The following is a 23,500-nucleotide window of genomic DNA, read 5'->3' on the forward strand; positions in this document are numbered from 1 at the left end:
GTAGCGTTAGCTATCCCTAGGAAATAACATGAAAATATTTATCTTGCGTCACGGTGAAGCTGAGCATTTTGCGAACACCGACGCAGAAAGACAACTGACCCCAAGAGGCAGAACTGAATCGGAAGCAGTTGCCCGAGCATGTAAAGAGCAAGGTTTTGCTCAATTCGACAAAGTACTGGTGAGCCCGTACATTCGAGCGCAGCAAACTTGGCAAGAAATCAGCGCACACTTTTCGGCCAAGAGCATCGAAACGTGTGAAGACATCACGCCTTACGGTCAATCCGACCAAGTGTTTGATTTCGCTAACGCGTTGATTGAAGTTGAGAAGCTGGAGTCTCTGCTGTTTGTGTCGCACTTGCCGCTGGTGGGCTACCTTACCTCGGAGTTTGTGAAAGACATGACGCCACCAATGTTTCCAACATCTGGCTTAGTGTGCATTGAATTTGATCCGCAAACACAACGCGGTGAAGTGCTTTGGCACATCACGCCATAGAACACTAGCTCTCGGGACAATGGCTCGAGAAAAACAAAAAGGCAGGGTTAACCTGCCTTTGTCGTTCTTGCTCGTCCGAGAAGTACTTCTTGAATTCGGTGAGTTATTTTTCTGGAATAGACAGCAGCACCAGTAGGGCACCATCGCCGCCAAACTCTAGAGGCGCTTGGTGGAATGCCATTACGTCTGGATGTTGAGCTAACCAAAGCGGCGCTTTCTGCTTCAGAATGTGCTTTCCGATACCGTGTTGTACACACGCACAGTGGATTTCGTTTTTCACGCAGTACGCGATCATCGCACCGAGTTCTCGCTTGGCTTCTTGTTGTGTCATGCCGTGCATGTCTAGGAAAACGTCAGGCACGTATACGCCACGACGAAGACGTTTCACTTCATAAGTGGACACATCGTCACGCGCATAACGAGTTGGTCCCTCTTCATTAAGAAGCGGAACAAACTCATCAGAAAAGTAAAACTCAGAATCACTCGCTTCACGGTTTGAGCGTGTGATTTCTTTTTGCTTAGTATTTTTTTTTGGTTGCTGGATTATGGTATCCTGTCGCAACTTTTTTACGCCCTGTACTGCATCCTTAAACAAGGCGAAATCGTCATCGTGTTCGGTGTCTTTTTTGCTCATTAGGTAAACAATTTCATTTTTACAATTTATGGCAGTATTGTAGCGCTTTTCGGAGGCAATTTTGGATAAGATTTTTGTAGAAGAGGCGGTATCGGAGCTCCATACCCTTCAAGATATGATTCGTTGGACGGTAAGCCGCTTTAACGCAGCTAACCTGTTTTACGGTCATGGCACTGATAATGCGTGGGATGAAGCGGTTCAGCTTATCCTGCCAACATTATACTTGCCGATTGATGTGCCTCCGCACGTATTGAACTCTCGCCTAACGACAAGCGAGCGTCTGCGTATCGTTGAGCGCGTAGTAAAACGCATCAACGAGCGTACACCAACTGCATACCTAACGAACAAAGCATGGTTCTGCGGTCTTGAGTTCTTCGTTGATGAGCGTGTACTTGTGCCACGTTCTCCAATCGGCGAATTGATTCAAGCGGAATTCCAACCTTGGTTGGTGGAAGAGCCTACGCGTATCATGGACCTATGTACGGGTTCTGGTTGTATCGCGATTGCTTGTGCGCACGCTTTCCCTGAAGCAGAAGTTGACGCGATCGACATCTCTACAGACGCTCTACAAGTGGCTGAGCAAAACGTACAAGATCACGGCATGGAGCAACAAGTATTCCCAATCCGCTCAGACTTGTTCCGCGATCTTCCAAAAGAGAAATACAACCTGATCGTGTCTAACCCACCTTACGTGGATGAAGAAGACATGAACAGCCTGCCAGATGAGTTCACGCACGAGCCTGAACTAGGTCTAGCTGCTGGTACTGACGGTCTAAAACTGGTTCGCCGTATTCTTGCTAATGCGCCAGACTACCTAACAGACGACGGTATTCTTGTGTGTGAAGTAGGTAACTCAATGGTTCACATGATGGAACAGTACCCACAAATTCCATTCACTTGGATTGAGTTCGAGAACGGCGGTCACGGCGTATTCATGCTAACGCGTGACCAATTGGTTGAGTGTGCAGAAGAGTTCAAACTGTACAAAGACTAAGTCTGTTTAAATCAACCATTCGAATAGACATTGAAAACACCGAGCCCAGTGCTCGGTGTTTTTTTATCCGCTTCGCACTGAGCTTGGAAAATTTCGGATGTTTTGTTTTTTCCGCCAAATCGGGCTTTACATCAAAACGTAATACCGCCACTATGATTCCACGAAGAATTGAAAAGCAGTTGCGCTCATGGAGAGCGTGGCGACAAGAACTTGAGGAAGTAATGGCAGGAAACAGTATCGGACAACATTTCCGAGTAACGACATTCGGAGAAAGTCACGGTATCGCACTAGGATGTATCGTAGACGGATGCCCTCCAGGTTTGGAAATCACTGAAGCAGATCTGCAAACGGATCTCGACCGTCGCCGTCCTGGCACATCACGTTACACTACCCAACGTCGTGAACCGGACGAAGTAAAAATTCTTTCTGGCGTTTTTGAAGGTAAAACCACAGGTACTTCAATTGGTCTGATGATCGAGAACACAGACCAACGTTCTAAAGACTACTCAGACATCAAAGACAAGTTCCGTCCAGGACACGCTGATTACACTTACCACCAAAAATACGGTGTGCGCGATTATCGAGGTGGCGGCCGTTCGTCTGCTCGCGAAACGGCAATGCGTGTGGCGGCTGGTGCAATCGCTAAGAAATACCTAAAAGACGAGTTCGGTGTCGAAATCCGCGCTTACTTGTCGCAAATGGGTGACGTTTCAATCGACAAAGTGGATTGGAATGAAATTGAAAACAACGCGTTCTTCTGCCCAGATGCAGACAAAGTGGAGGCGTTTGATCAACTTATCCGTGACCTGAAAAAAGAAGGCGATTCTATTGGCGCAAAAATTCAGGTTGTGGCAACGAATGTACCTGTTGGTCTTGGTGAACCTGTATTTGATCGTTTGGATGCAGACATTGCGCACGCACTAATGAGCATCAATGCAGTGAAAGGCGTGGAAATCGGCGATGGTTTTGACGTGGTAAGCCAAAAAGGCAGCGAGCACCGTGATACGCTTTCGCCAGAAGGCTTCGGTAGCAACCACGCAGGCGGCATTCTTGGCGGTATCTCTACTGGTCAAGAGATTGTCGCAAACATCGCGCTTAAACCAACCTCAAGCATTACGGTTCCAGGTGAAACCATCACTAAAGAAGGTGAACCAACTCAGTTGATCACTAAAGGTCGTCATGACCCATGTGTGGGTATCCGCGCCGTGCCTATCGCAGAAGCGATGCTGGCTATTGTCGTTATGGATCACTTGCTACGTCATCGTGGTCAAAACCATGGCGTACAAACCGAGACTCCAAAGATTTAAGTTTGAAACTTAACTCGATAGAAACACAAAAGGCTGCTCAGTGAGCAGCCTTTTTTCATGTCTTTTCAACAGTTTTCGATTCGAATCAGTGAATAGAACCTTCGGTTTCCAAGTGGAATGAAGGCAAGCGCCATTTGAAGCGAACTGCCGCCATACGCAGCATGTAACCAGTAATCAGAGTCACAATCGTCGCGGTTACGTCCGGTACGTTGAACTCAAGTAGCGTTAGGTACAAACCTGATGCGATAAGTGCCACAGAGGCGTAAAGCTCTTCATGCAACACAAGCGGTGTTTGACGACAAATCAAATCACGTAACAGACCACCAAATACGCCTGTTACGAGCGCAGACACCATACAAATGCCAGGGTGTAAGCCCATACCAATCGCTACCTTGGTGCCGATGATGCTAAATACGATCAAGCCCAGCGCATCCAAACGAATGAACAGACCTTTGAATTTAATCACCCATTTCGCTAAGCCAGTCGTCAGAACACCAGCTACACAAGTGATTGCCAAAAATTCTGGATTCTTTACCCAACCTAGTGGGTAGTGGCCAAGAAGAATGTCGCGCACCGTACCGCCGCCAATAGCCGTTGCACTGGCTACCAACATAACACCAAACCAATCCATTTTTCTTCGGCCGGCACTCAATGCACCAGTCATGGCTTCAGCCGTGATACCAATGATGTACAACACACTTAGCAGCATAAGGGGACACTCAAATAAAAGGGCTCTGTCATGATCCTTGAGATTAAGGAAAACAGCAGCAAAACTTACCAACAAGATTTAAACCTTGGGGAGAGGCTCAAACCCAAAAATAATCTCGCTTCAAGTGGCGTTGAAGTCGCCATCGTTAAGCGTAAAAATAAGGCGTGAGTGTAGTGGGAAATGTGATCTGTGACGAATGAGAAATTGTATGGAGAAAGCGACTTTCAGATTAACTCAGCTAATAACCAAACATGTTGTGTGGCTTTACCTGTGTAAGAAAAACAGCGACAATGCGCACCGCATATCAATTTGAAGTACAGAATCGATGATGAATCACGAATATCAAGACCTTATCACCATCTTCAACGACACGTTTCTTGAGTCTTTTAATACCAAATTAGAACTTGGTGGTGATGAGCCTATCTACTTACCAGCTGACGAAGCGCACCCACATCATCGGATTATTTTTGCTCGTGGCTTTTACGCGTCAGCGCTGCACGAGATTGCCCATTGGTGTGTAGCAGGACCAGAGCGCCGTTTGCTAGAAGATTTTGGTTACTGGTACGAGCCAGATGGTCGTACAGCAGAGGTTCAAGCTGAATTCGAAAAAGTTGAAGTTCGCCCCCAAGCTTATGAGTGGATTCTCGCGAAAAGTGCTGACTTCCCTTTTAACGTTAGTTGTGACAATCTACACGGCGATTTTGAACCAGATCGTCTTGGTTTTATGCACAAAGTGCACAATGAAGTAATGGGTATTTTAGAAAACGGTCTTCCGCCTCGCGTACAAATGCTATCGGATGCGTTGCGTGCCTTTTACCAAACCAAGCCGCTGGAACCATCTGACTTTATCGTTAAATAACCTCAGAGAAGCTCCATGATTATTGAATTTGAAGAAAAACTACTAGAACTGATTGATGCACGCATTGAAACCGCATCGGATGATGAATTGTTTGCTGGTGGTTATTTACGTGGTCACATTTCTCTGTCTGCGGCGGCGTGTGAAGAAGAAGGCATTAACGATGTGGCTGAGTTGAAATCTCGCATCGAAAACAGTCTTGAAGAAGCGCGTTCAGAATTAACACCAGCAGACCGCGTGATCGTTAGCGACCTTTGGCAAGAGCTTCAAGCACAAGCTTAAGCCACCATCAGTTTTTATAAGCTTCGACAGGTTGCGCTAAACCTCTGGTTGAAGCAAAAAGAGTTGAATTAAACTCCTTCGAAATTTTCGAATCTCTCCTTAAAATTTTTGTGGTTGTAGCACACTCGTTCACCTCTTACTCTTGTAAGTACAAAACGTGAACAAAGGACTACAACCATGAAAATTATCGCATTCGGCGCTTCTACTAGCTCTACCTCTATCAATAAAACTCTCGCGACTTACGCAGCCAATCTTGTTGAAGGTGCAGACGTGCAAGTGTTAGATCTCAATAGCTACGATGTTCCTTTGTTCAGCGAAGACAAAGAGAAGGAAATTGGTCAGGCAGAGGGCGCAAAAGCGTTTCTTGCTGACATCGCAACAGCAGACGCTTTAGTGATTTCTTTTGCTGAGCATAATGGCTTTTACCCAGCAGCGTATAAGAATTTATTCGATTGGGCGACACGCATCGAGCGTAACGTATTCCAAAATAAACCAGCGGTGTACTTAGCGACTTCACCAGGTCCTGGAGGTGCACAAACGGTACTCGCTGCGGCGACAGGCTCTGCACCTTACTTTGGTGCGGAAGTGAAAGCATCGCAATCTATTCCAAGCTTCTACGATAACTTTGATTTAGAAGCGGGCAAGTTCCGTAATTCGGAACTTGCAGATCAAGTGAAAGCAGCAGTGGCGACATTGAATTAAGGCTTCTCTTTTGCGTCATTAACCGAGAGATTCCCGACTACACTCCTTTGTCTTTATTGGGAATGACGAGGGAGTTTTCGTTTAGAAGGTCGCTGAATGAGTTGCTCCTGTTCGCTGTTAAAGTTAAAGACTTAAATTCGAACATTCCCTAGAAGGAAGAATGATTGAGTAGGGGATCTTTTTTGTGTAATGAATCGAGAGATCCCCCAACTGCATTCGTTCGTCTTTAACAGGAATAGCAACAGACTTTTGCTTTCAGCGAAATACTAAAAGCAAATTACACCTCAGTAATTGCCTTCCCTTTACGTAGCTTTCTTACCCACATACGGCTAGGGTGCAGCTCAGTCAGGACATCAACAGGCAGTGGTAACGGATCGCCACAGATTTGTGAAGCCAACACTTCGGCCATTAGAGGCGCAGAACTCAAACCACGAGAACCTAAACCTAAGAAACAGAATAGGTTAGGGAACTGGTGAATCGCGTCAACGTCTTGCTCTTGTTGATTTTGCAGATCCGCATATTGCGTTTTGATGGTTTCAAAGTCGCCTACGTTCCCTACAAACGGAAGGTGGTCACGGCTAACACAGCGAATACCTTGGCGTGACAAGTTACCAGAGGTATCCACCTCTTTCGTCCAAGTTTGGTTCGGCAGGCACTTCACCAATTTCTCAGCGTTGTCTTTTTGCGCATCCTCGTCAAACTCGTAATCGAGGTGGCTGCGGTCGTAGCTTGCACCGATGCACAAGTGCTGATTATTCGGGTTAACAGGTGTCATGTAACCGTCGTAACACAGTACCGTTTTCAGCTTGGACAAAGTTTCTGTCGCTGGTGCGTGGCTAACTTGACCTTTTACCTGACCCATTGGTAAATCAGCGGTTTGGCTTAGTGTTTGGAACTCACTGCCATTAGCAACCACTACAGTTGAATGTTCAAAGCTTTGACCGTTCGCTTTCAATATCCAAACCTTGCGCGATTCGTCCCAAGTGAGCGACTCGACTTGATGCTCGAACTTCGCTTCAAAAAGTTCTGTTTTATCCAATTGAGCTATCAAGCCTCGCGTGAGTTCAGCAGGGCATAACCAACCGCCAAGAGGATAGTGAACCGATGCCATATCAATCGGCAAGCCTATCTTCTCTGCGGTCTCTTCAGCAGATAGTTTATGAATTAACTCTGGTGTGAAATTGCCAGCAAGCATTTTCTCTAATTTATCTGCAGATTTGTCATCCCACATCAGCTGAGTAATGCCGCACCAATCGTGATCAAATTGGATATCTTGCGCTGCTTGGTCAACAAACTGACGGGCAAACAAAAAGCCCGGAGCGAATACACGAGAAACGCCTTTGTGTGGACCATTTAATAATGGGTACACTGCGCCTTGGCGGTTGCCTGATGCGCCTTCTGCAGGTTGAGCGTCTTTGCAGTAAAGCGTGATATTTTGACCGCGACGAATCAGCGTTTTAGCCAAAGCCGCGCTAGCGATACCGCCACCAATAATCGCGATGGAATCATGATTGGTCGAGGCAGTGCGGTTAAACCAAGGTAGGTGGTTTGAATGCGCTTCACGCTGCTCCATCGAACCTGCAATCATTTCACGTTTGGTGCCGAAGCCTTTGACTTTTTTCATTGCAAAGCCCGCTTCGTTTAAGCCGCGACGCACAAAACCCGCTGCCGTAAAGGTTGCGACCGTACAATCCTGTTTCGCCAATTTTGCCATACCGTTGAATAGGTTTTGGTTCCACATTTCTGGGTTTTTGCTCGGTGCAAAACCATCTAAGAACCAAGCATCAATCAAGCCTTGCTCTTCATAAGGAACAAGCGGCATGCAGTCTTTGATATCGCCAAACCAAAGATCGAGTGTGATAGCGCCGTCTTCTAAAACAATGCGATGACACTCAGGCACTGCTGCTGGATAGTGCTGTTGCAGTTTTTCGGCAAACTCTGCCAATTCTGGCCATGATTGATGCGCTTTTTCTAAATCAGCTTTGCTTAGTGGGTACTTCTCAAAGCTAACAAAATGCAATTCTTTTAGGGTTGCCTCTGGATATTCGCGACGAAATTCGGTAAACCATTGCCACACGGCTAAGAAGTTCAACCCTGTGCCAAATCCGGTTTCACCAATAACAAAACGTCTTTGGTCAAATTCCTGCCATCTTTCTGGTAGATGATTTTGTTTGAGGAACACGTAACGCGTCTCTTCGAGACCGTTTACGTTGGAGAAATAAACATCATCAAATTGGTCAGAAACCGGTGTACCAGCTTCGTTCCAACCAAGTTCTGCGTTTTTAATCGAAGTCATAATGGTGCAAATATGTGATTTGGCGCGGTTAGAATTCGGCGATTGTACGAATTTCTGGGAAAGCTGACCACTTTTGTTGACTATCTTAGTTATTATCTAGCGGATTTTTGAATTATAGGAATGTCATAATGAAACGAGTCGTAATCACCGGTATGGGTATTGTTTCAAGTATCGGTAACAACGTCGAAGAAGTTCTAGCGTCTCTTAAAGCGGGCAAATCTGGCATCACTGCGTCTGAGCAGTTTAAAGAAAACGGTCTGCGTTCGCAGGTATGGGGTGATCTGAAAATCAACCCAGCAGAATTTATTGACCGTAAGCAGATGCGCTTTATGGGTGATGCGGCTGCTTATGCATACCTATCAATGCAGCAGGCAATTGAAGACGCTGGTCTATCTGAAGAACAAGTTTCAAACGATCGTACAGGTATCGTTGCTGGTTCTGGTGGTGCTTCTGCATTAAACCAAACAGTAGCAACTGACACGATGCGTGCAAAAGGCGTAAAACGCGTAGGTCCATACATGGTTCCACGTACTATGTCTTCAACAGTATCAGCGTGTCTTGCAACACCATTTAAGATTCGTGGCGTGAACTACTCAATGAGCTCAGCTTGTGCAACGTCTGCACACTGTATCGGTCACGCGATGGAGCTTATCCAACTTGGTAAACAAGACATCGTTTTTGCAGGTGGTGGTGAAGAGCTAGATTGGTCTCAAACTATGATGTTTGATGCGATGGGCGCACTATCAACTAAATACAACGAAACACCAGACAAAGCATCTCGTACTTACGATGCAGACCGTGACGGTTTCGTAATCTCTGGTGGCGGCGGCATGCTAGTTATCGAAGAACTAGAGCACGCTCTAGCTCGTGGCGCGAAAATCTACGGTGAGATCGTAGGTTACGGTGCGACTTCTGATGGCTACGACATGGTAGCACCATCAGGTGAAGGCGCCGTTCGTTGTATGAAGATGGCAATGCAAGATGTTGATGCTATCGACTACATCAATACCCACGGCACTTCTACTCCAGTAGGTGACGTGAAAGAGCTAGGCGCTATCCAAGAACTATTCGGTGATAACAGCCCAGCAATCTCTGCGACAAAAGCAATGACAGGTCACGCACTAGGTGCAGCTGGCGTTCACGAAGCGATTTACTCAACGCTAATGCTAGACAACAACTTCATTGCCCCAAGTGTGAACATCTCTAACTTGGATGAAGCAGCACAAGGTCTAGACATCGTAACGGAAGCTCGTGAAGCTGAGTTAACGACGGTTATGTCAAACAGCTTTGGTTTTGGTGGTACAAACGCGACATTGGTAATCAAAAAGTACCAAGCGTAAGCGACTCAAAGCTAACTGAATTTGTTGGTCGGAATGTCACTATGGTTTCTCAAATGGTGTCAACGGACCGACAAACCAGTTTCCAGAGCTTGATCAGTCAAACTGATCGAACAGACGCAGACTCTATCCCAAGGAGAGCGGGATAGGATCCTTTTGTTCTGGAACTTTGCCCGGCTAATTTAGCCGGGCTTTTTCTTTTCTGAAACCTGTTTTTGCTCACAATATACCCACTAGACCTTCAAATCGCGCCGCGTCTACAAACCAAGTCATTCTCGCTGTACCAAGCATCTTGAGGTTACTTGGGTATAATTGTTGAGATTTTTCAAGAAAAGGGCACAATCGCTTTAGCTTCGCATCTTGCGAATAAACGAACTCATACAAATGGATGTTAAACGCTGGCGCTATGAAAATTATTGTTGATGAAAATATGCCGTACGCTGAAGAGCTATTCAGCCAACTCGGTGAAGTGATTCTAAAACCTGGTCGTACACTAACCGCCGATGATTTAGTCGATGTCGACGCGCTAATGATTCGCTCAGTTACCAAAGTAAACGCAGAACTGATCAGCAAAGCAAACAAGCTAAAGTTCGTTGGCACGGCAACGGCGGGCATGGATCATGTTGACCAAGCGCTTTTAAAAGAGAAAGGCATTTTCTTCACCGCAGCACCAGGATGTAACAAAGTTGGCGTTGCTGAGTATGCGTTCAGCGTCATGATGGTGCTAGCCCAACAGCAAGGTTTCTCTGTTTTCGATAAAACCGTTGGCATCATCGGTGCGGGCCAAGTGGGCAGTTACCTTGAAAAATGTTTGAAAGGCATGGGCATCAACGTGCTCATCAATGACCCATTCAAACAAGAAGAGGGCGATTCTCGCAGTTTCACTCCGTTAGCAAAGCTTATCGAACGTTCTGACATCATCACGCTGCACACACCTATCACTAAAGATGGCCCACACCCAACCCATCATTTGATTGATGAGAAGGTGTTAAATGGTCTTCGTAGCGATCAAATTCTTATCAATGCGGCACGCGGTCCAGTTGTGGACAACCAAGCGCTGAAGCAACGTTTACTGAAAAACGATGGCTTTACAGCGGCACTCGACGTATTTGAATTTGAACCAGAGGTTGATATGGAGCTTCTGCCTCTGCTAGCATTCGCAACCCCTCACGTTGCAGGCTATGGTCTGGAAGGGAAAGCTCGCGGTACGACGATGATTTTCAACAGCTACGGTGAGTTCTTAAATAACGAATTACGTGCGCATGCCAGCGATTTACTGCCGACCGCGCCTGTTCCGACTATGGTATTGGACAGAGCATGGGATGAAGCAACGCTGCACAACATCACGCAGTTAATCTATGATGTGCGTAAAGATGACGCTCTTTTCCGCCGCGAAATCAGTAAGCCAGGCTCTTTTGACCTGATGCGTAAAAACTACTGGGATCGCCGCGAGTACAGCGCTGTCACGCTAGTGGGTAACCAAACATGCAATCTTGCACCATTAGCAGAACTAGGTTTTCAGGTTGAGGTAAGTCAATGAGCCAGCAATACAATGTTGCCGTATTAGGTGCGACCGGTGCGGTCGGTGAAACAATTTTGGAAGTGCTTCAAGAGCGCAAATTCCCAGTAGGCGAAATCTTCCTGTTGGCAAGTGAACGCAGTGAAGGCAAGACTTACCGTTTCAACGGTAAAACAATTCGCGTACAAAACGTGGAAGAGTTTGATTGGTCACAAGCGCACATCGCTCTGTTCTCTGCTGGTGGTGAACTGTCAGCAAAATGGGCACCAATCGCAGCAGACGAGGGCGTTATCGTTATCGACAATACGTCACACTTCCGTTACGAGTACGACATTCCTCTTGTTGTTCCAGAAGTAAACCCAGAAGCGATTGCAGAGTTCCGTAACCGCAACATCATCGCGAACCCGAATTGTTCTACCATTCAAATGCTGGTGGCGCTGAAGCCAATTCACGATGCAGTTGGTGTTGAGCGCATCAACGTATCGACTTACCAGTCTGTATCTGGTGCAGGTAAGTCAGGCATTGATGAGCTTGCCGGTCAAACAGCAAAACTGCTAAACGGTCTACCAGCTGACAAGAAGCAATTCTCTCAGCAGATCGCGTTTAACTGTATTCCGCAAATCGACCAGATGATGGAAAACGGCTACACCAAAGAAGAAATGAAAATGGTGTGGGAGACGCAAAAAATCTTCAACGATTCATCGATCACAGTAAACCCAACGTGTGTTCGTGTACCAGTGTTCTACGGTCATGCAGAAGCGCTTCACATTGAAACGCGTTCACCGATCGATGCGCAAGAAGTTATCAACCTTCTTGAGCAAACGGATGGTATTGAAGTATTCCATGGTGAAGACTTCCCAACACAGGTTCGCGATGCGGGCGGTAAAGACCATGTTATGGTTGGTCGAATCCGTAACGATATCAGCCACCACAGCGGCGTAAACTTATGGGTCGTTGCGGATAACGTTCGTAAAGGCGCAGCAACTAACGCGGTTCAAATCGCAGAAGTTCTGATCCGCGACTACTATTAATTGGTACTTGGTCACTTTGATTAAGGATCTTAAAGCCTCGCTCAGTGCGAGGCTTTTTTGTTCTATCTGAAAAAAATTGTGTGAGATTAGTACGAATATTTCGCGAGCCCCACATTTTTTATCCTCAAACCTATAGTTTTGCTCGCTATATCCGATATATTTAACCGATCACCATTTAAATTATTTTTAGCACACAGACTGAGCTTTTTATGCATCAAAACTATAAGCGTCTATTAGCTGCACTAATGCTGATGGGCGCGACTCAGACATCGTCAGCGGTTCAAGCCGAAGGTATTCGTCTTGTAGGACCCTCTGGTGAAGTGCAAGCGTCTCCAAGCTATGCTGAGGAGATTGAACGAGCATTACCCGCTCCACCTGAAAATGACCAACCGTCGCGTTTCTTCGGTCCGACTGGTCAAAACGAGACTTTATGGTCGATTGCTTCTGAATTACGACCTTCTCGAAATGTTTCCATACAACAAACGCTACTCGCCATTTATCGCATAAACCCTCAAGCGTTTGATAAGCAAAATATCCACGAGCTTATTCCAGGAAGTCGCCTACGTGTGCCTTCTCTAGAGCAAGTGCAAAGTGCGACAACGGCCCAAGCGATTGCGATCATGAAAGCGCATGAAGCTCGCCTTACTCAGCCAAAACCAACGCCTGCTCAGCCTGTACAACCGAAAGTTGAGCCGCCGAAGCCTGTGGTTGAAGCGCCAAAGCCAGAGCCTAAACCTGAGCCAGTTAAGCCAGAAGCACCGAAACCAGAGCCAATTAAAGCGGTAAAACCAACCACTCCAGTACCTGCAGTGAGCACATCACCTGAGGGTGAAAAGCAAGTCAGTGCGTTAAAAGACAAGCTGCAAGGTTCGCAAAGTGAGTTGGAATCTTTAGAAGAGAAGAACCATCGCCTGCGTTTGATGCTTTCTGAAGTACAGAGTGAAGTCGAAACGCTAAAAATCTCGCTCAACGATGAAGAACGCATTCGCTCAGAAGTAGAGAAACTGCTGGCAGAAGAGCGCCAACGTGTCGCTGAACAACAACGCATGCAACCAAGCACCATGGACAAAATTTTGTCGAATGGTTGGCTTGTCGGTCTTGCGGCATTAATTCCTGGTGCTTTGATTGCGTTGCTAGTCGTTATGCTGCTTGGTCGACGCTCGAAAGCGAAAGAGGAAGAAGCGGCTGCGCAAGAGCAGCAAAATGTTGATCCTCTTGCAGCACCGATCGGTTTGGCCGCTGCTGACGAATTAGATGAAGAGCTAAGCCTAGATGATGACCTGTTCGGCGATGACGACGAAACAGAAAATCTATTCGAGCAAGAAGAACAGCAGCCTGAAGAAGAGGACGTTTTCGGTAACCTCGATGACGATGACCTCGACTTCAATCTAGAAGGCGACGATGGCGAAGACCCATTCGCGGGTATTGGCGACGATGGCGAGCTGGATGTCGGTTTTGATGAGTTTGATTCTTCTAGCAATGGCATCAAAGTCAATGGCGAAGAAAAAGCCCTTGGCCTTGAAGAGATGGAGCGCGCGCTTGATGAGGTGACGCCAGAGCTTGAAGTGCTCGATGACGATGATGACGCAGGTTTCGATCTTTCTGACGAAGACGGCTCTGACGCGATGTCTGATGACGCCTTTGCTGACTTGCTCGCGGCAGATGACCCTGCGGAAGAGTTACAAAGTAACGCGCTTGATCAAGCAATGCTCGATGATCTGTTTGCTGACCTTGATGGTGACGACCTCAACTTAGACGTTGAAGATGATAAGCCAACGGTATCAGAAACCGCATTCTCTGCAGGTGAAGCGACAGATGACGACATCGACAAGTTGCTTGCACAGTACGAACAGCCAACGCCAAAAGACACTGATGATGATTTGTTTGATGAGCTAGAAACGTTATCTGGTTTATCTGATAGCGATTCAAGTGAAGAAGAGGCATCTGCGTTACTTGATGAGTTGATCGGTGAAGACGATGGCGAACCACTTAACGAACTTGATCCGCTTGAAGAGTTAGAAGACATCGCAGGTTTAAGTGAAGAGCCTACCATCGACGAAGACAGCACGGATTTACTTGATGAGCTCATTGGCTTCGATGATGAAGACTTTGACCCGCTTGATGAGCTAGAAAAACTGTCGGGGTTCGATGATGACGATTCTCTAGAAGACATTGATGAAAACAGTGTTGATCTGTTAGACGAACTGCTTAGCGACGAGAGCATAGAAGAAGAGCAGGACGAAACAAGCAGTGAAATCGACCCATTTGATGAACTGATTCGTGAAGATGACGAGTTAGAGCAAGCCGAAAACAAGCTGAGTGAAGACGATCTCCTTGCTTCGTTAGGCTTTGATGATCTAGAGCCAGAAGCTGAAGAGAGTGTTCAACAACCTCAGCCGATGACAGATGTTGAACCTGCTGCCGATCTGGAAGAGGAAAAAGCAGCGCTTGGTCTCGATTCTGGTTTGGATATCGACGCTCTGCTGAGTGAGAACCAACCTGAAGTTGTTAGCGAAACTCAGGCAGAACTTCCAAGTGAGCCGATTGAACAAGAGCAACCAGAATCGATTGATGATTTTGATAGCCATGATTTCTTAGGTGACCTTGAGGACGTCTCTCCAGAGCATGAGCCGTTAATGACGGAGCTCGATGAGCTATTCGAAAGTAATAACGAAGCACTACTACCAAATGAACAAGAGCGTTCAGACTTTGCAGCAGAACTTGACGCTTTAATCGGTGAAGAGCCAGCAGCAAGTGAGAATGCGGAGCAGCAACCTGAAGCTCCCGCTGAACCATTGGTTGAAGGTCACGAACTATCAGAAAAGACAGTTGAAGAGCATTCAGCTGAAGTTTCTGAAGCGTTAGATCCTCAAGCAGAAAGCCTAACGGAAGCGTCTCAGCCACAAGAAGAAACGATGGTAGAACCGGAAATTGAACCGGCTCCAGCGTTCACGCCAACACCAAATACGGTTGAAAACGAATTTGGAATTCCTCAAGAGGAAGATTGGCTGGTTGATGAGATAGCACCTGAAAACAAAATTGAACAAGAACCCGTCGCGGCAAGCTCGACTGAATCGGCTATTGATGAAGAAGAGTTCAACTTTGACGAGTTAGAGCTTCCAGAGTTTAACGAAGAAGATGCATTGGCTTCGATGGCCGATGAACCTGCGCTAACGGAATCTGATATCACAGAGCCTGAAGCACCACTTGCGGAAGCAGAAGAAGAGTTCAACTTCGATGAGTTAGAGCTTCCAGAATTCAACGAAGAAGATGCATTAGTTTCAATGGCCGATGAGCCTGCGTTAGCGGAACCTGAAATCGCTGAGCCTGAAGCGCCAGCTGCGCAAGCAGAAGAAGAGTTCAACTTCGATGAGCTAGAGCTTCCGGAGTTCAACGAAGAAGACGCATTAGCTTCGATGGCTGAAGAGCCAGCACTTACGGAATCTGAAATTGCTGAACCAGAAGCGCCAGTTGCGCAAGCAGAAGAAGAGTTCAACTTCGATGACTTCGAACTACCAGAGTTCAATGAAGAAGATGCTTTGGCATCAGTGACAGCAGAGGTAGCAAGTTCTGACTCTGACACTGTTGAACCTGAGGTTGTTAAAGAGCACTCAGAAGTCTCTCAAGCTGTACAACAAGCAGAGAATGACCATGACGCTCTGTTTGAAGTCTTCGCGCAACCAGAAGCTTTCAGTGCCGATTTAGAGCCTGAGCCGATCAATGACCTAGAGTCGGAATTAAATGACTTTGAAGAGTCTGCGATGGCGAACTTGTTGTCTGAAAATGCTGAATCTGAAGTATTTGATGGCAAGTTAGACAGCGACACCATTGCAAGTGCAGGTATGGACTTTGAAACCATGCTGGATGTTGGTGACGATTGGGATGGCTTTAAGCTGTCGCCAGAAAACACCTCATCAACGGCAGAGGTTCCAGAAGACCAGCGTGAAGTGTGGAGTTCATCAGAAGCACTTGCACAGCCTGAGATCGCACAAGAAAACTGGGGTGAGCAAGACGACCTAACCGATTTTGATCCGAAGAAAAATCAATTCATGACCATTGATGAGTTGATGGCTCAGGTAGACAAAGACGGTGGTGAGTTTGAAGAGCAAGAGCTCAAACTCGATGTGGGGTTGAATGAGTTCCCGGATGTGATTGGCGATATTGGTGATGTTGACGTAGATACCAATGCTGAAGCCGCTGGCAAGCTAGACCTAGCAAAGATCTACCTTGAAATGAACGACCCTCAAGGCGCGATTAAACTGTTAGAGGAAGCGATCGTCTACGGTGAGGATGATATTCGCCGAGAGGCTAAAACTCTCATCGATACGATTAACGGTCGATAAGTAAAAAGGGGTAGCAAACGCTGCCCTTTTTTGTATCTGGAAGGACTTACGTATATACTTCCCGCCCCATTTTAGAGTTCGAAGGTTAAAATGAGAATCGCATTAGGTATCGAATACAACGGTACAAACTACTTTGGTTGGCAACGCCAAAGAGACGTGAAAAGTGTCCAAGAAGAGCTAGAGAAAGCATTATCTGTGGTCGCGAACCATCCTGTCGAAGTACAGTGTGCAGGTCGTACCGATGCTGGCGTACATGGCACTGGTCAGGTCGTTCACTTTGACACCAACGTGAGTCGTAAAATGGTGGCTTGGACCATGGGCGCAAACGCGAACATGCCAAGTGATATCGCTGTCCGCTGGGCAGTGGAAGTGAACGATGATTTCCATGCTCGATTCTCAGCAACCGCACGTCGTTACCGCTACATCATCTTCAACCACGCATTGCGTCCTGGTATTTTAAATTCTGGCGTTAGCCACTATCACGGTGAGCTAGACGAGAAGAAAATGCATGAAGCAGGTCAGTACCTGTTAGGTGAGAACGACTTTAGTTCATTCCGCGCTGCGCATTGCCAGTCCTTGAGCCCATTCCGCAACTTGATGCACCTTAATGTGACCCGCCATGGTGATTACATCGTGATTGACATTAAAGCGAATGCTTTTGTCCACCATATGGTGCGTAACATTACTGGCAGCCTGATCAAGGTAGGTCGTGGCGAAGAAAAACCAGAATGGATCAAGTGGCTACTTGAAGCAAAAGACCGCAAATTAGCAGGTGCAACAGCGAAAGCTGAAGGTCTGTATTTAGTGGATGTGGACTACCCAGAAGAGTTTGGATTGCCACAAGTTCCGATCGGTCCGCTGTTTTTGCCAGATAATTTGAACTAAATTTGCGATTTTGTTTCAAAATATCGGTACTTTAGACTGGATACGTGCAGAAACTGTGCGTTATTAATGATATCAAAAATAGGTACAACCAGTTTTTTATCTACAGTCGCGGCAAGATATGTTTTAATCCATCCGCAATATTCCCGAATTTATATCTTTCGCAATGAAGCGGAAGAGTTGAGAGAAAAGGTCTTCCATGAGTTGGCTTGAAAAGATTTTAGAGAAAAGCAACCTAGTAAGTTCACGTAAAGCCTCTATTCCTGAAGGCGTGTGGACCAAATGTACTTCTTGTGAGCAGGTTCTGTACCATGCTGAGCTTGAGCGCAACCTAGAAGTTTGTCCTAAGTGTAATCACCACATGCGCATGAAAGCGCGTCGTCGTCTAGAAACATTCTTAGATGAAGGTGAACGCGTAGAGCTTGGCACTGAACTTGAGCCACAAGATAAACTGAAGTTTAAAGATTCTAAACGCTACAAAGAGCGTATCTCTGCAGCGCAAAAGAGCAGCGGCGAGAAAGATGCACTGATCGTAATGCAAGGTGAATTGCTGGGCATGCCACTAGTGGCGTGTGCGTTCGAATTCTCTTTCATGGGCGGTTCAATGGGTTCTGTTGTTGGTGCACGCTTTGTTAAAGCGGTAGAAGCAGCAATTGAAAACAACTGTGCGCTTGTTTGTTTCTCAGCAAGTGGCGGTGCGCGTATGCAAGAGGCACTGATGTCTCTAATGCAAATGGCGAAAACCAGTGCAGCACTTGAGCGTCTTTCTGACAAAGGCCTACCATTCATCTCTGTACTGACTGACCCAACAATGGGTGGTGTATCAGCGAGTTTGGCAATGCTAGGTGACATTAACATTGGTGAACCTAAAGCACTTATCGGCTTTGCAGGTCGCCGTGTAATCGAACAGACAGTACGTGAAGATCTTCCTGAAGGCTTCCAACGTAGTGAGTTCCTTCTTGAGCACGGTGCGATTGACATGATCGTTGACCGTCGTGAAATGCGTCAGCGCGTGGGTGGTCTAGTGGCTAAGCTAACTAACCACAAGTCTCCTATGGTGGTTTCGGTTAACGAATCTCCAAATGAAGAACCATATTCTGTACCAGAAGCGGACGAAAAAGGGTAAAGTATCAGCTAACATAAAAACCAAAGAAATTAATGGTTAAAGTTAGATGACCCAAAACTCTATTCCTCAAGCCACATCCTCTCTAACGATGTGGCTTGATTATTTAACAAATCTCCACACTTCAGCTATCGACCTTGGCTTAGACCGTGTTCAAGCGGTAGCGCAAAAAGCCAACCTCACCAAACCTGCTCCTACTGTGATTACTGTTGCCGGCACCAATGGCAAGGGATCAACGTGTGCATTGATGGAAGCCATTCTGTTAGATGCAGGCTACTCAGTGGGTGTATACAGCTCTCCACACTTAATTCGTTACAACGAACGTGTACGCATCAATGGCGTGGATGCAGAGGACAGCAAACACTGTGAAGCGTTTGATTACGTTGAGCAGCAACGCGGCGATATTAGTCTAAGCTTGTTTGAATTCGGTACGTTAGCCGCACTTCGTATTTTCCAAGTTGAGAAAGTCGACGTAGTTCTGCTAGAAGTTGGCCTCGGCGGGCGTTTAGATGCAACAAACGTTGTGGATCATGATGTCTCTGTTATTACCAGCTTGGCTATCGACCATGTGGATTGGCTTGGTGATGACATCAATGTAATTGGCTTTGAGAAAGCGGGCATTTACCGTGCTGGTAAACCTGCGATTTGTGGCCAACCAACGCCGCCAGCAACCGTTGCTGCGCACGCTGATGACATTCAAGCTGAGTTCTTCCAAGTTGGCATCCAGTTCGATTACCAATTGACTGAGAAAGGCTGGAAGTGGACCAGTGGTGCATTTGCATTAGAAGACCTACCAGTTCCATCGCTACCGCTACCAAATGCAGCAACAGCTTTAATGGCACTTGGCGCTTCAGAATTGCAAATCACTGACATTAATATCGTTAATGGCTTGAATAATGCTCGTCTAGCTGGCCGAATGCAGGTTCTGCAAACGAGCCCAGAAATCGTTCTTGATGTCGCGCACAACCCTCACTCAGCTGAATACTTAGTTGAGAAGGTGAAACGCCAATACGCGGATAAGAATATCCACGTTGTGGTCGCTATGCTGCACGATAAAGACATCAAGGCAACAATCGAAGCATTAACTCCAATTGCAACACAATGGTACCCAGCATCGCTAACTGGCCCACGCGCGGCGACAGCAGATGAACTGTGCCAATACTTACCTCAAGGTCAAGTTCAGTTCCAAACCCCAGTCGAAGCGTTTGAGAGCGCGCAGAAACACGCCGCTCAAGCCGATGTTATTTTGGTGGTTGGTTCATTCCATACAGTGGGCGAAGTGTTGGAGCATTGGCAATCAAATAATGAGTAATCAAAGGTAATTTGATGGCAAGTAAATTCCAAAGTCGTTTAGTCGGCACCATCATTCTAGTCGCGGTGGGGGTCATCGTACTTCCAGACGTACTAGATGGTAAGAAACTGCACTACAAAGAAGAGTTTGCCAGTATTCCTATCAAACCTGAACTTGATAGCGATGTGGAGAACTTCGAAATACTAGAGCCTGTAGAAGATGATGTCTCTTTGCCTGAATCTCCGGTTACGGCAACGGTAGATGAATCTGAAGAGCCTCAAGTCGCCGTTTCGGAGCCAGAACCAGAGCCAGTTACCCAACCAGAAGAAACGAAACAACCTGAACAGGTGGAAGTTGCGGTTCGTCCAGTTGAAGAAAAAAATCAATATGAAGATTCTGCTTGGATCATTCAGTTGATGGCACTGAAAAATCATGAGAATGCTGTTGCATTAGTAGAGGATTTACAGAAGCGTGGTTACCAAGCTCATGTAAAAAAAGAGACAGCTTTTACTCGAGTGATTGTTGGTCCTGATGTATCAAAAAGTAAACTTGAACGACAGGTCAAGGAATTACAAAAAATTACAGGCTCAAAAGGTCAATTGCTTAAATTTAAGCCATTAAATCCATAAGAAAACGTTTGCGTCAGCATTTTTTCTGTTAAAATGCGCGCCAACTTAAGATGAAGAAAACATGAATTGGTTAGATTTTGTCATTTTAGGTGTGATCGGATTTTCAGCTCTGATCAGTTTAGTTCGCGGTTTTGCTAAAGAAGCTTTGTCTTTGGTGATTTGGTTTGGAGCATTTTTTATCTCCAGCAACTACTACGCCAAATTGGCGGTGTACTTCACCAACATCGAAGATGAAATGTTTCGAAACGGAGCCGCAATTGCGGCGTTATTCGTCGCAACCTTAGTGGTTGGTGCAGTGGTGAATTACGTCATTGGTCAACTGGTACAAAAAACAGGGCTATCAGGTACTGATCGAATTCTCGGTGTGGTGTTTGGTGGTTTACGCGGAGTACTGATTGTTTCTGCGGTGCTGTTTTTTATGGATGCGTTTACTGCATTCCCAAGCTCGGATTGGTGGAAAGAGTCACAGTTGGTCCCTGAGTTCAGCCGTATCATCGCCCCATTCTTCGAGCATTTAAAAGCAACATCAAGTTTTCTGTCTGGCACTATCTAGTAGTGCCAGCTACTGTCGCAAATCGAGGATTAGGACATGTGTGGTATTGTTGGAATCGTGGGCACAACGCCTGTAAACCAGTCTATTTATGACGCGTTAACGGTGTTACAGCATCGTGGCCAAGATGCCGCTGGTATTTGTACCATAGAAAGCAATCGTTTTCGTCTGCGTAAGGCGAACGGTTTAGTGAAGGATGTGTTCGAAGCAAGACACATGCAACGCTTACAAGGTGAGGTTGGTATCGGTCACGTTCGTTACCCAACCGCTGGCAGTTCAAGTGCCTCTGAAGCTCAACCTTTCTACGTAAACTCTCCTTTCGGTATTACACTTGCCCACAATGGTAACCTGACTAACGCTCATGAAGTTCGTCAGAAGCTGTTTGAAAAAGATCGCCGCCATATCAACACCACTTCAGACTCAGAAGTACTTCTAAACGTACTTGCTCATGAGATCGATACGGTAAAAGGTAACGTTACGGCGGATGACGTTTTCCGCGCTGTAACGAATGTACACCGCACCATCCGAGGCGCTTATGCTGTCGCAGCGATGATCATCGGTCATGGCATGATTGCTTTCCGTGACCCACATGGTATTCGCCCTTTATGTTTAGGTAAGCGTGAAGTCGAAGGCAGAACAGAGTACATGGTGGCTTCAGAATCTGTAGCACTGGATGCGGTTGGTTTTGACTTTGTTCGTGATGTCGCACCAGGTGAAGCGATTTACGCAACGTTTGAAGGCGAGTTGTTTACCAAGCAATGTGGCGACAATCCAAAACTGAACCCATGTATCTTTGAATTCGTCTACTTCGCTCGTCCAGACTCATTTATTGATAAGATCTCGGTTTACAGCGCTCGTGTTGAAATGGGTAAAAAGCTGGGTGACCGTATCCGCGAAGATTACGCAGATCTTGATATCGACGTGGTTATCCCAATTCCTGAAACATCGTGTGATATTGCGCTGCAAATTGCACAAGCCATTGATAAACCATACCGCCAAGGCTTTGTGAAAAACCGTTACGTAGGCCGTACGTTCATCATGCCGGGTCAACAGCAACGTAAGAAATCTGTTCGTCGTAAGCTAAATGCTATTCGTTCTGAGTTCAAAGATAAGAATGTACTACTTGTCGATGATTCTATTGTTCGTGGTACAACTTCAGAGCAGATCATTGAGATGGCTCGTGATTCCGGTGCGAACAAAGTGTTTATGGTTTCAGCAGCTCCTGAAGTGCGCTTCCCGAACGTTTACGGTATCGATATGCCAAGCGCGACAGAGCTGATTGCACACGGTCGTGATAACGAAACCATCTGTAAGCAAATTGGCGCAGATGCACTGATTTATCAGCGTTTGGATGACTTAGTTGAAGCGGTTGGTCTTGGCAACCAAGACATTACTCAATTCGATACGTCTGTGTTTAACGGTGAATACGTGACCGGTGATATCGACCAGCAATATCTAGATTTCCTTGATGGCCTGCGCAACGATGATGCGAAAACGCAACTCGAGATTCAGCAAGATTTAGCAAACCTAGAGCTGCACAACGAAGGTGCTTAAATCGCGCTGCTAAAGACATAAAAAAACCAGAGCTTCGGCTCTGGTTTTTTGTATCTGTGCTCAACATTAATGAATGTTGTAGGCGATCACGAAGTCGATGAATAGTCGAACTTTTTCTGGTAGGTGATCTTTGTGGTTGTAAAGCATGTAGATGTCACGTGGGTTTGCGCTCCAATCTGGCAATATGCGCACGAGATCGCCACTTTCGATGTACTCTTTGATCATCACATCAGGCATCAATGTAATGCCAAGACCTTCCGAACAAGAGCTACGAACAACGTTCAGTGCGTTTGCTTGAAAACGACCACGCTCTACGTTCACCACAGACTCGCCCTTGCTGTTAATCAGCGTCCACTTGATAAGTGGTGAACCTTTTAGCAAAGAGTGGTTAGAAAGCTCTTCAGCGTGATTTGGCGCAGGGTTTGCGCACAAGTAATCAGGACTCGCGACCAGAATGTCTTTCACTTCACCGATTTTACGTGCAATCAGGCTGGAGTCACGTTGTGGGCCAACACGGAAGATCACGTCCCACTCTGTAGGATCAAGTTGATCGGCATTGCTTTCCGTTGTCAGTTCGATGTTGATATCTGGGTACTGTTTCATGAACGCATTGAACATGGGCATCATCATGCGCTTTGTCAGGTTGTACGGGGCTGAGATTTTTATCTTGCCCGATGCCCCACGACAGTCATCCGTAATCTCTTCAGCGGTTGAGGTTAGGCGTTGCAACAGTGGTGAGCATTCATGGTAAAAGCGTTCCCCGGCTTCAGTCAGAGAAAGCTTACGCGCATGACGGTTCAGCAATCGAAGATTGACAGAGTCTTCTAGCGCTTGAATGCGTCGGGTGATGGTTGCCACCGGAATCATGGTTTTTCGCGAAGTTGCGGTATAGCTCCCATTTTCGACAACCAATCGAAATAGGTTTAGATCATCTAATTTCATATTTCCAGACACATTAAACTACCGTT

21 protein-coding genes are annotated in these 23,500 nt (G+C 46.4%); 17 read left to right on the forward strand and 4 right to left on the reverse strand.

Annotated elements, in window-relative coordinates:
• Positions 1–28: 28 nt before the first annotated feature.
• Positions 29–493, forward strand: coding sequence for a phosphohistidine phosphatase SixA (gene sixA, locus QTO06_RS00280; protein WP_005438776.1), 465 nt, complete (start codon positions 29–31; stop codon positions 491–493).
• A 103-nt stretch (positions 494–596) separates the two neighbouring features.
• Here sixA and smrB read toward each other — a convergent pair whose 3' ends face one another.
• Positions 597–1,127 (reverse strand): endonuclease SmrB, encoded by a 531-nt coding sequence (gene smrB / locus QTO06_RS00285; protein ID WP_009698558.1) that lies wholly within the window; start codon positions 1,125–1,127, stop codon positions 597–599.
• Positions 1,128–1,188: 61 nt separating this feature from the next.
• Here smrB and prmB point away from each other — a divergent pair, with 61 nt between their 5' ends.
• Complete coding sequence (gene prmB, locus QTO06_RS00290) at positions 1,189–2,121, forward strand: 50S ribosomal protein L3 N(5)-glutamine methyltransferase (protein ID WP_005433096.1); 933 nt, start codon at positions 1,189–1,191, stop codon at positions 2,119–2,121.
• Between the two features lie 221 nt (positions 2,122–2,342).
• On the forward strand, positions 2,343–3,428 hold the full coding sequence (aroC, locus tag QTO06_RS00295) for a chorismate synthase (RefSeq protein ID WP_039842461.1): 1,086 nt from the start codon (positions 2,343–2,345) through the stop codon (positions 3,426–3,428).
• An 85-nt stretch (positions 3,429–3,513) separates the two neighbouring features.
• Here aroC and QTO06_RS00300 read toward each other — a convergent pair whose 3' ends face one another.
• The gene (locus QTO06_RS00300; RefSeq protein WP_038896114.1) at positions 3,514–4,137 is read right to left on the reverse strand and encodes a trimeric intracellular cation channel family protein; all 624 of its coding nucleotides are present in this window, start codon (positions 4,135–4,137) and stop codon (positions 3,514–3,516) included.
• A 30-nt stretch (positions 4,138–4,167) separates the two neighbouring features.
• On the opposite strand from QTO06_RS00300, the gene QTO06_RS00305 reads away from it, so the two are divergent.
• The 4 genes from QTO06_RS00305 to QTO06_RS00320 all read left to right on the forward strand — a co-directional run bounded on the left by QTO06_RS00305 (position 4,168) and on the right by QTO06_RS00320 (position 5,977).
• Positions 4,168–4,305: a hypothetical protein gene (locus tag QTO06_RS00305; RefSeq protein ID WP_163000554.1), complete on the forward strand. Its 138-nt coding sequence runs from the start codon at positions 4,168–4,170 to the stop codon at positions 4,303–4,305.
• 160 nt (positions 4,306–4,465) lie between these two features.
• Complete coding sequence (locus tag QTO06_RS00310; RefSeq protein WP_049536885.1) at positions 4,466–4,996, forward strand: elongation factor P hydroxylase; 531 nt, start codon at positions 4,466–4,468, stop codon at positions 4,994–4,996.
• Positions 4,997–5,011: 15 nt separating this feature from the next.
• On the forward strand, positions 5,012–5,275 hold the full coding sequence (locus QTO06_RS00315; protein WP_256902414.1) for a YfcL family protein: 264 nt from the start codon (positions 5,012–5,014) through the stop codon (positions 5,273–5,275).
• A gap of 177 nt (positions 5,276–5,452) precedes the next feature.
• Positions 5,453–5,977 (forward strand): NADPH-dependent FMN reductase, encoded by a 525-nt coding sequence (locus QTO06_RS00320; RefSeq protein ID WP_331406478.1) that lies wholly within the window; start codon positions 5,453–5,455, stop codon positions 5,975–5,977.
• A 277-nt stretch (positions 5,978–6,254) separates the two neighbouring features.
• Here the strand turns inward: QTO06_RS00320 and mnmC are convergent, their stop codons facing one another.
• Entirely contained in the window at positions 6,255–8,273 is a 2,019-nt protein-coding gene (gene mnmC / locus QTO06_RS00325; protein ID WP_017817811.1) for a bifunctional tRNA (5-methylaminomethyl-2-thiouridine)(34)-methyltransferase MnmD/FAD-dependent 5-carboxymethylaminomethyl-2-thiouridine(34) oxidoreductase MnmC, read from the reverse strand.
• A gap of 128 nt (positions 8,274–8,401) precedes the next feature.
• Here mnmC and fabB point away from each other — a divergent pair, with 128 nt between their 5' ends.
• The 10 genes from fabB (at position 8,402) to purF (ending at position 22,532) form a co-directional block, all read left to right on the forward strand.
• On the forward strand, positions 8,402–9,613 hold the full coding sequence (fabB, locus tag QTO06_RS00330; protein WP_005448024.1) for a beta-ketoacyl-ACP synthase I: 1,212 nt from the start codon (positions 8,402–8,404) through the stop codon (positions 9,611–9,613).
• A gap of 403 nt (positions 9,614–10,016) precedes the next feature.
• Positions 10,017–11,150 carry a 4-phosphoerythronate dehydrogenase gene (locus QTO06_RS00335; protein WP_331406479.1) on the forward strand — a complete coding sequence of 378 codons (1,134 nt, stop codon included), beginning with the start codon at positions 10,017–10,019 and terminating at the stop codon, positions 11,148–11,150.
• On the forward strand, positions 11,147–12,160 hold the full coding sequence (locus tag QTO06_RS00340) for an aspartate-semialdehyde dehydrogenase (protein ID WP_331406480.1): 1,014 nt from the start codon (positions 11,147–11,149) through the stop codon (positions 12,158–12,160). Before QTO06_RS00335 ends, QTO06_RS00340 begins: the two co-directional genes overlap by 4 nt.
• A gap of 209 nt (positions 12,161–12,369) precedes the next feature.
• A complete protein-coding gene (locus tag QTO06_RS00345; protein WP_331406481.1) occupies positions 12,370–16,503 on the forward strand; it encodes a FimV/HubP family polar landmark protein in 4,134 nt (1,377 codons plus the stop codon).
• 90 nt (positions 16,504–16,593) lie between these two features.
• Positions 16,594–17,388: a tRNA pseudouridine(38-40) synthase TruA gene (gene truA / locus QTO06_RS00350; RefSeq protein ID WP_005439796.1), complete on the forward strand. Its 795-nt coding sequence runs from the start codon at positions 16,594–16,596 to the stop codon at positions 17,386–17,388.
• 196 nt (positions 17,389–17,584) lie between these two features.
• Positions 17,585–18,511 (forward strand): acetyl-CoA carboxylase, carboxyltransferase subunit beta, encoded by a 927-nt coding sequence (gene accD, locus QTO06_RS00355; RefSeq protein WP_005439795.1) that lies wholly within the window; start codon positions 17,585–17,587, stop codon positions 18,509–18,511.
• A gap of 46 nt (positions 18,512–18,557) precedes the next feature.
• Positions 18,558–19,820, forward strand: a complete 1,263-nt coding sequence (folC, locus tag QTO06_RS00360; protein WP_331406482.1) for a bifunctional tetrahydrofolate synthase/dihydrofolate synthase — start codon at positions 18,558–18,560, stop codon at positions 19,818–19,820.
• Between the two features lie 14 nt (positions 19,821–19,834).
• Positions 19,835–20,428 carry an SPOR domain-containing protein gene (locus QTO06_RS00365; RefSeq protein WP_009707340.1) on the forward strand — a complete coding sequence of 198 codons (594 nt, stop codon included), beginning with the start codon at positions 19,835–19,837 and terminating at the stop codon, positions 20,426–20,428.
• 61 nt (positions 20,429–20,489) lie between these two features.
• The gene (locus QTO06_RS00370) at positions 20,490–20,981 is read left to right on the forward strand and encodes a CvpA family protein (RefSeq protein ID WP_005432921.1); all 492 of its coding nucleotides are present in this window, start codon (positions 20,490–20,492) and stop codon (positions 20,979–20,981) included.
• Positions 20,982–21,017: 36 nt separating this feature from the next.
• Complete coding sequence (purF, locus tag QTO06_RS00375; protein ID WP_005439792.1) at positions 21,018–22,532, forward strand: amidophosphoribosyltransferase; 1,515 nt, start codon at positions 21,018–21,020, stop codon at positions 22,530–22,532.
• A gap of 66 nt (positions 22,533–22,598) precedes the next feature.
• Here purF and QTO06_RS00380 read toward each other — a convergent pair whose 3' ends face one another.
• Complete coding sequence (locus QTO06_RS00380) at positions 22,599–23,474, reverse strand: LysR family transcriptional regulator (RefSeq protein ID WP_331406483.1); 876 nt, start codon at positions 23,472–23,474, stop codon at positions 22,599–22,601.
• Positions 23,475–23,500: the final 26 nt, after the last annotated feature.

Source organism: Vibrio sp. M260121 (genome assembly GCF_036533715.1).
In the GTDB taxonomy this organism is placed as follows: Bacteria; Pseudomonadota; Gammaproteobacteria; order Enterobacterales; family Vibrionaceae; genus Vibrio.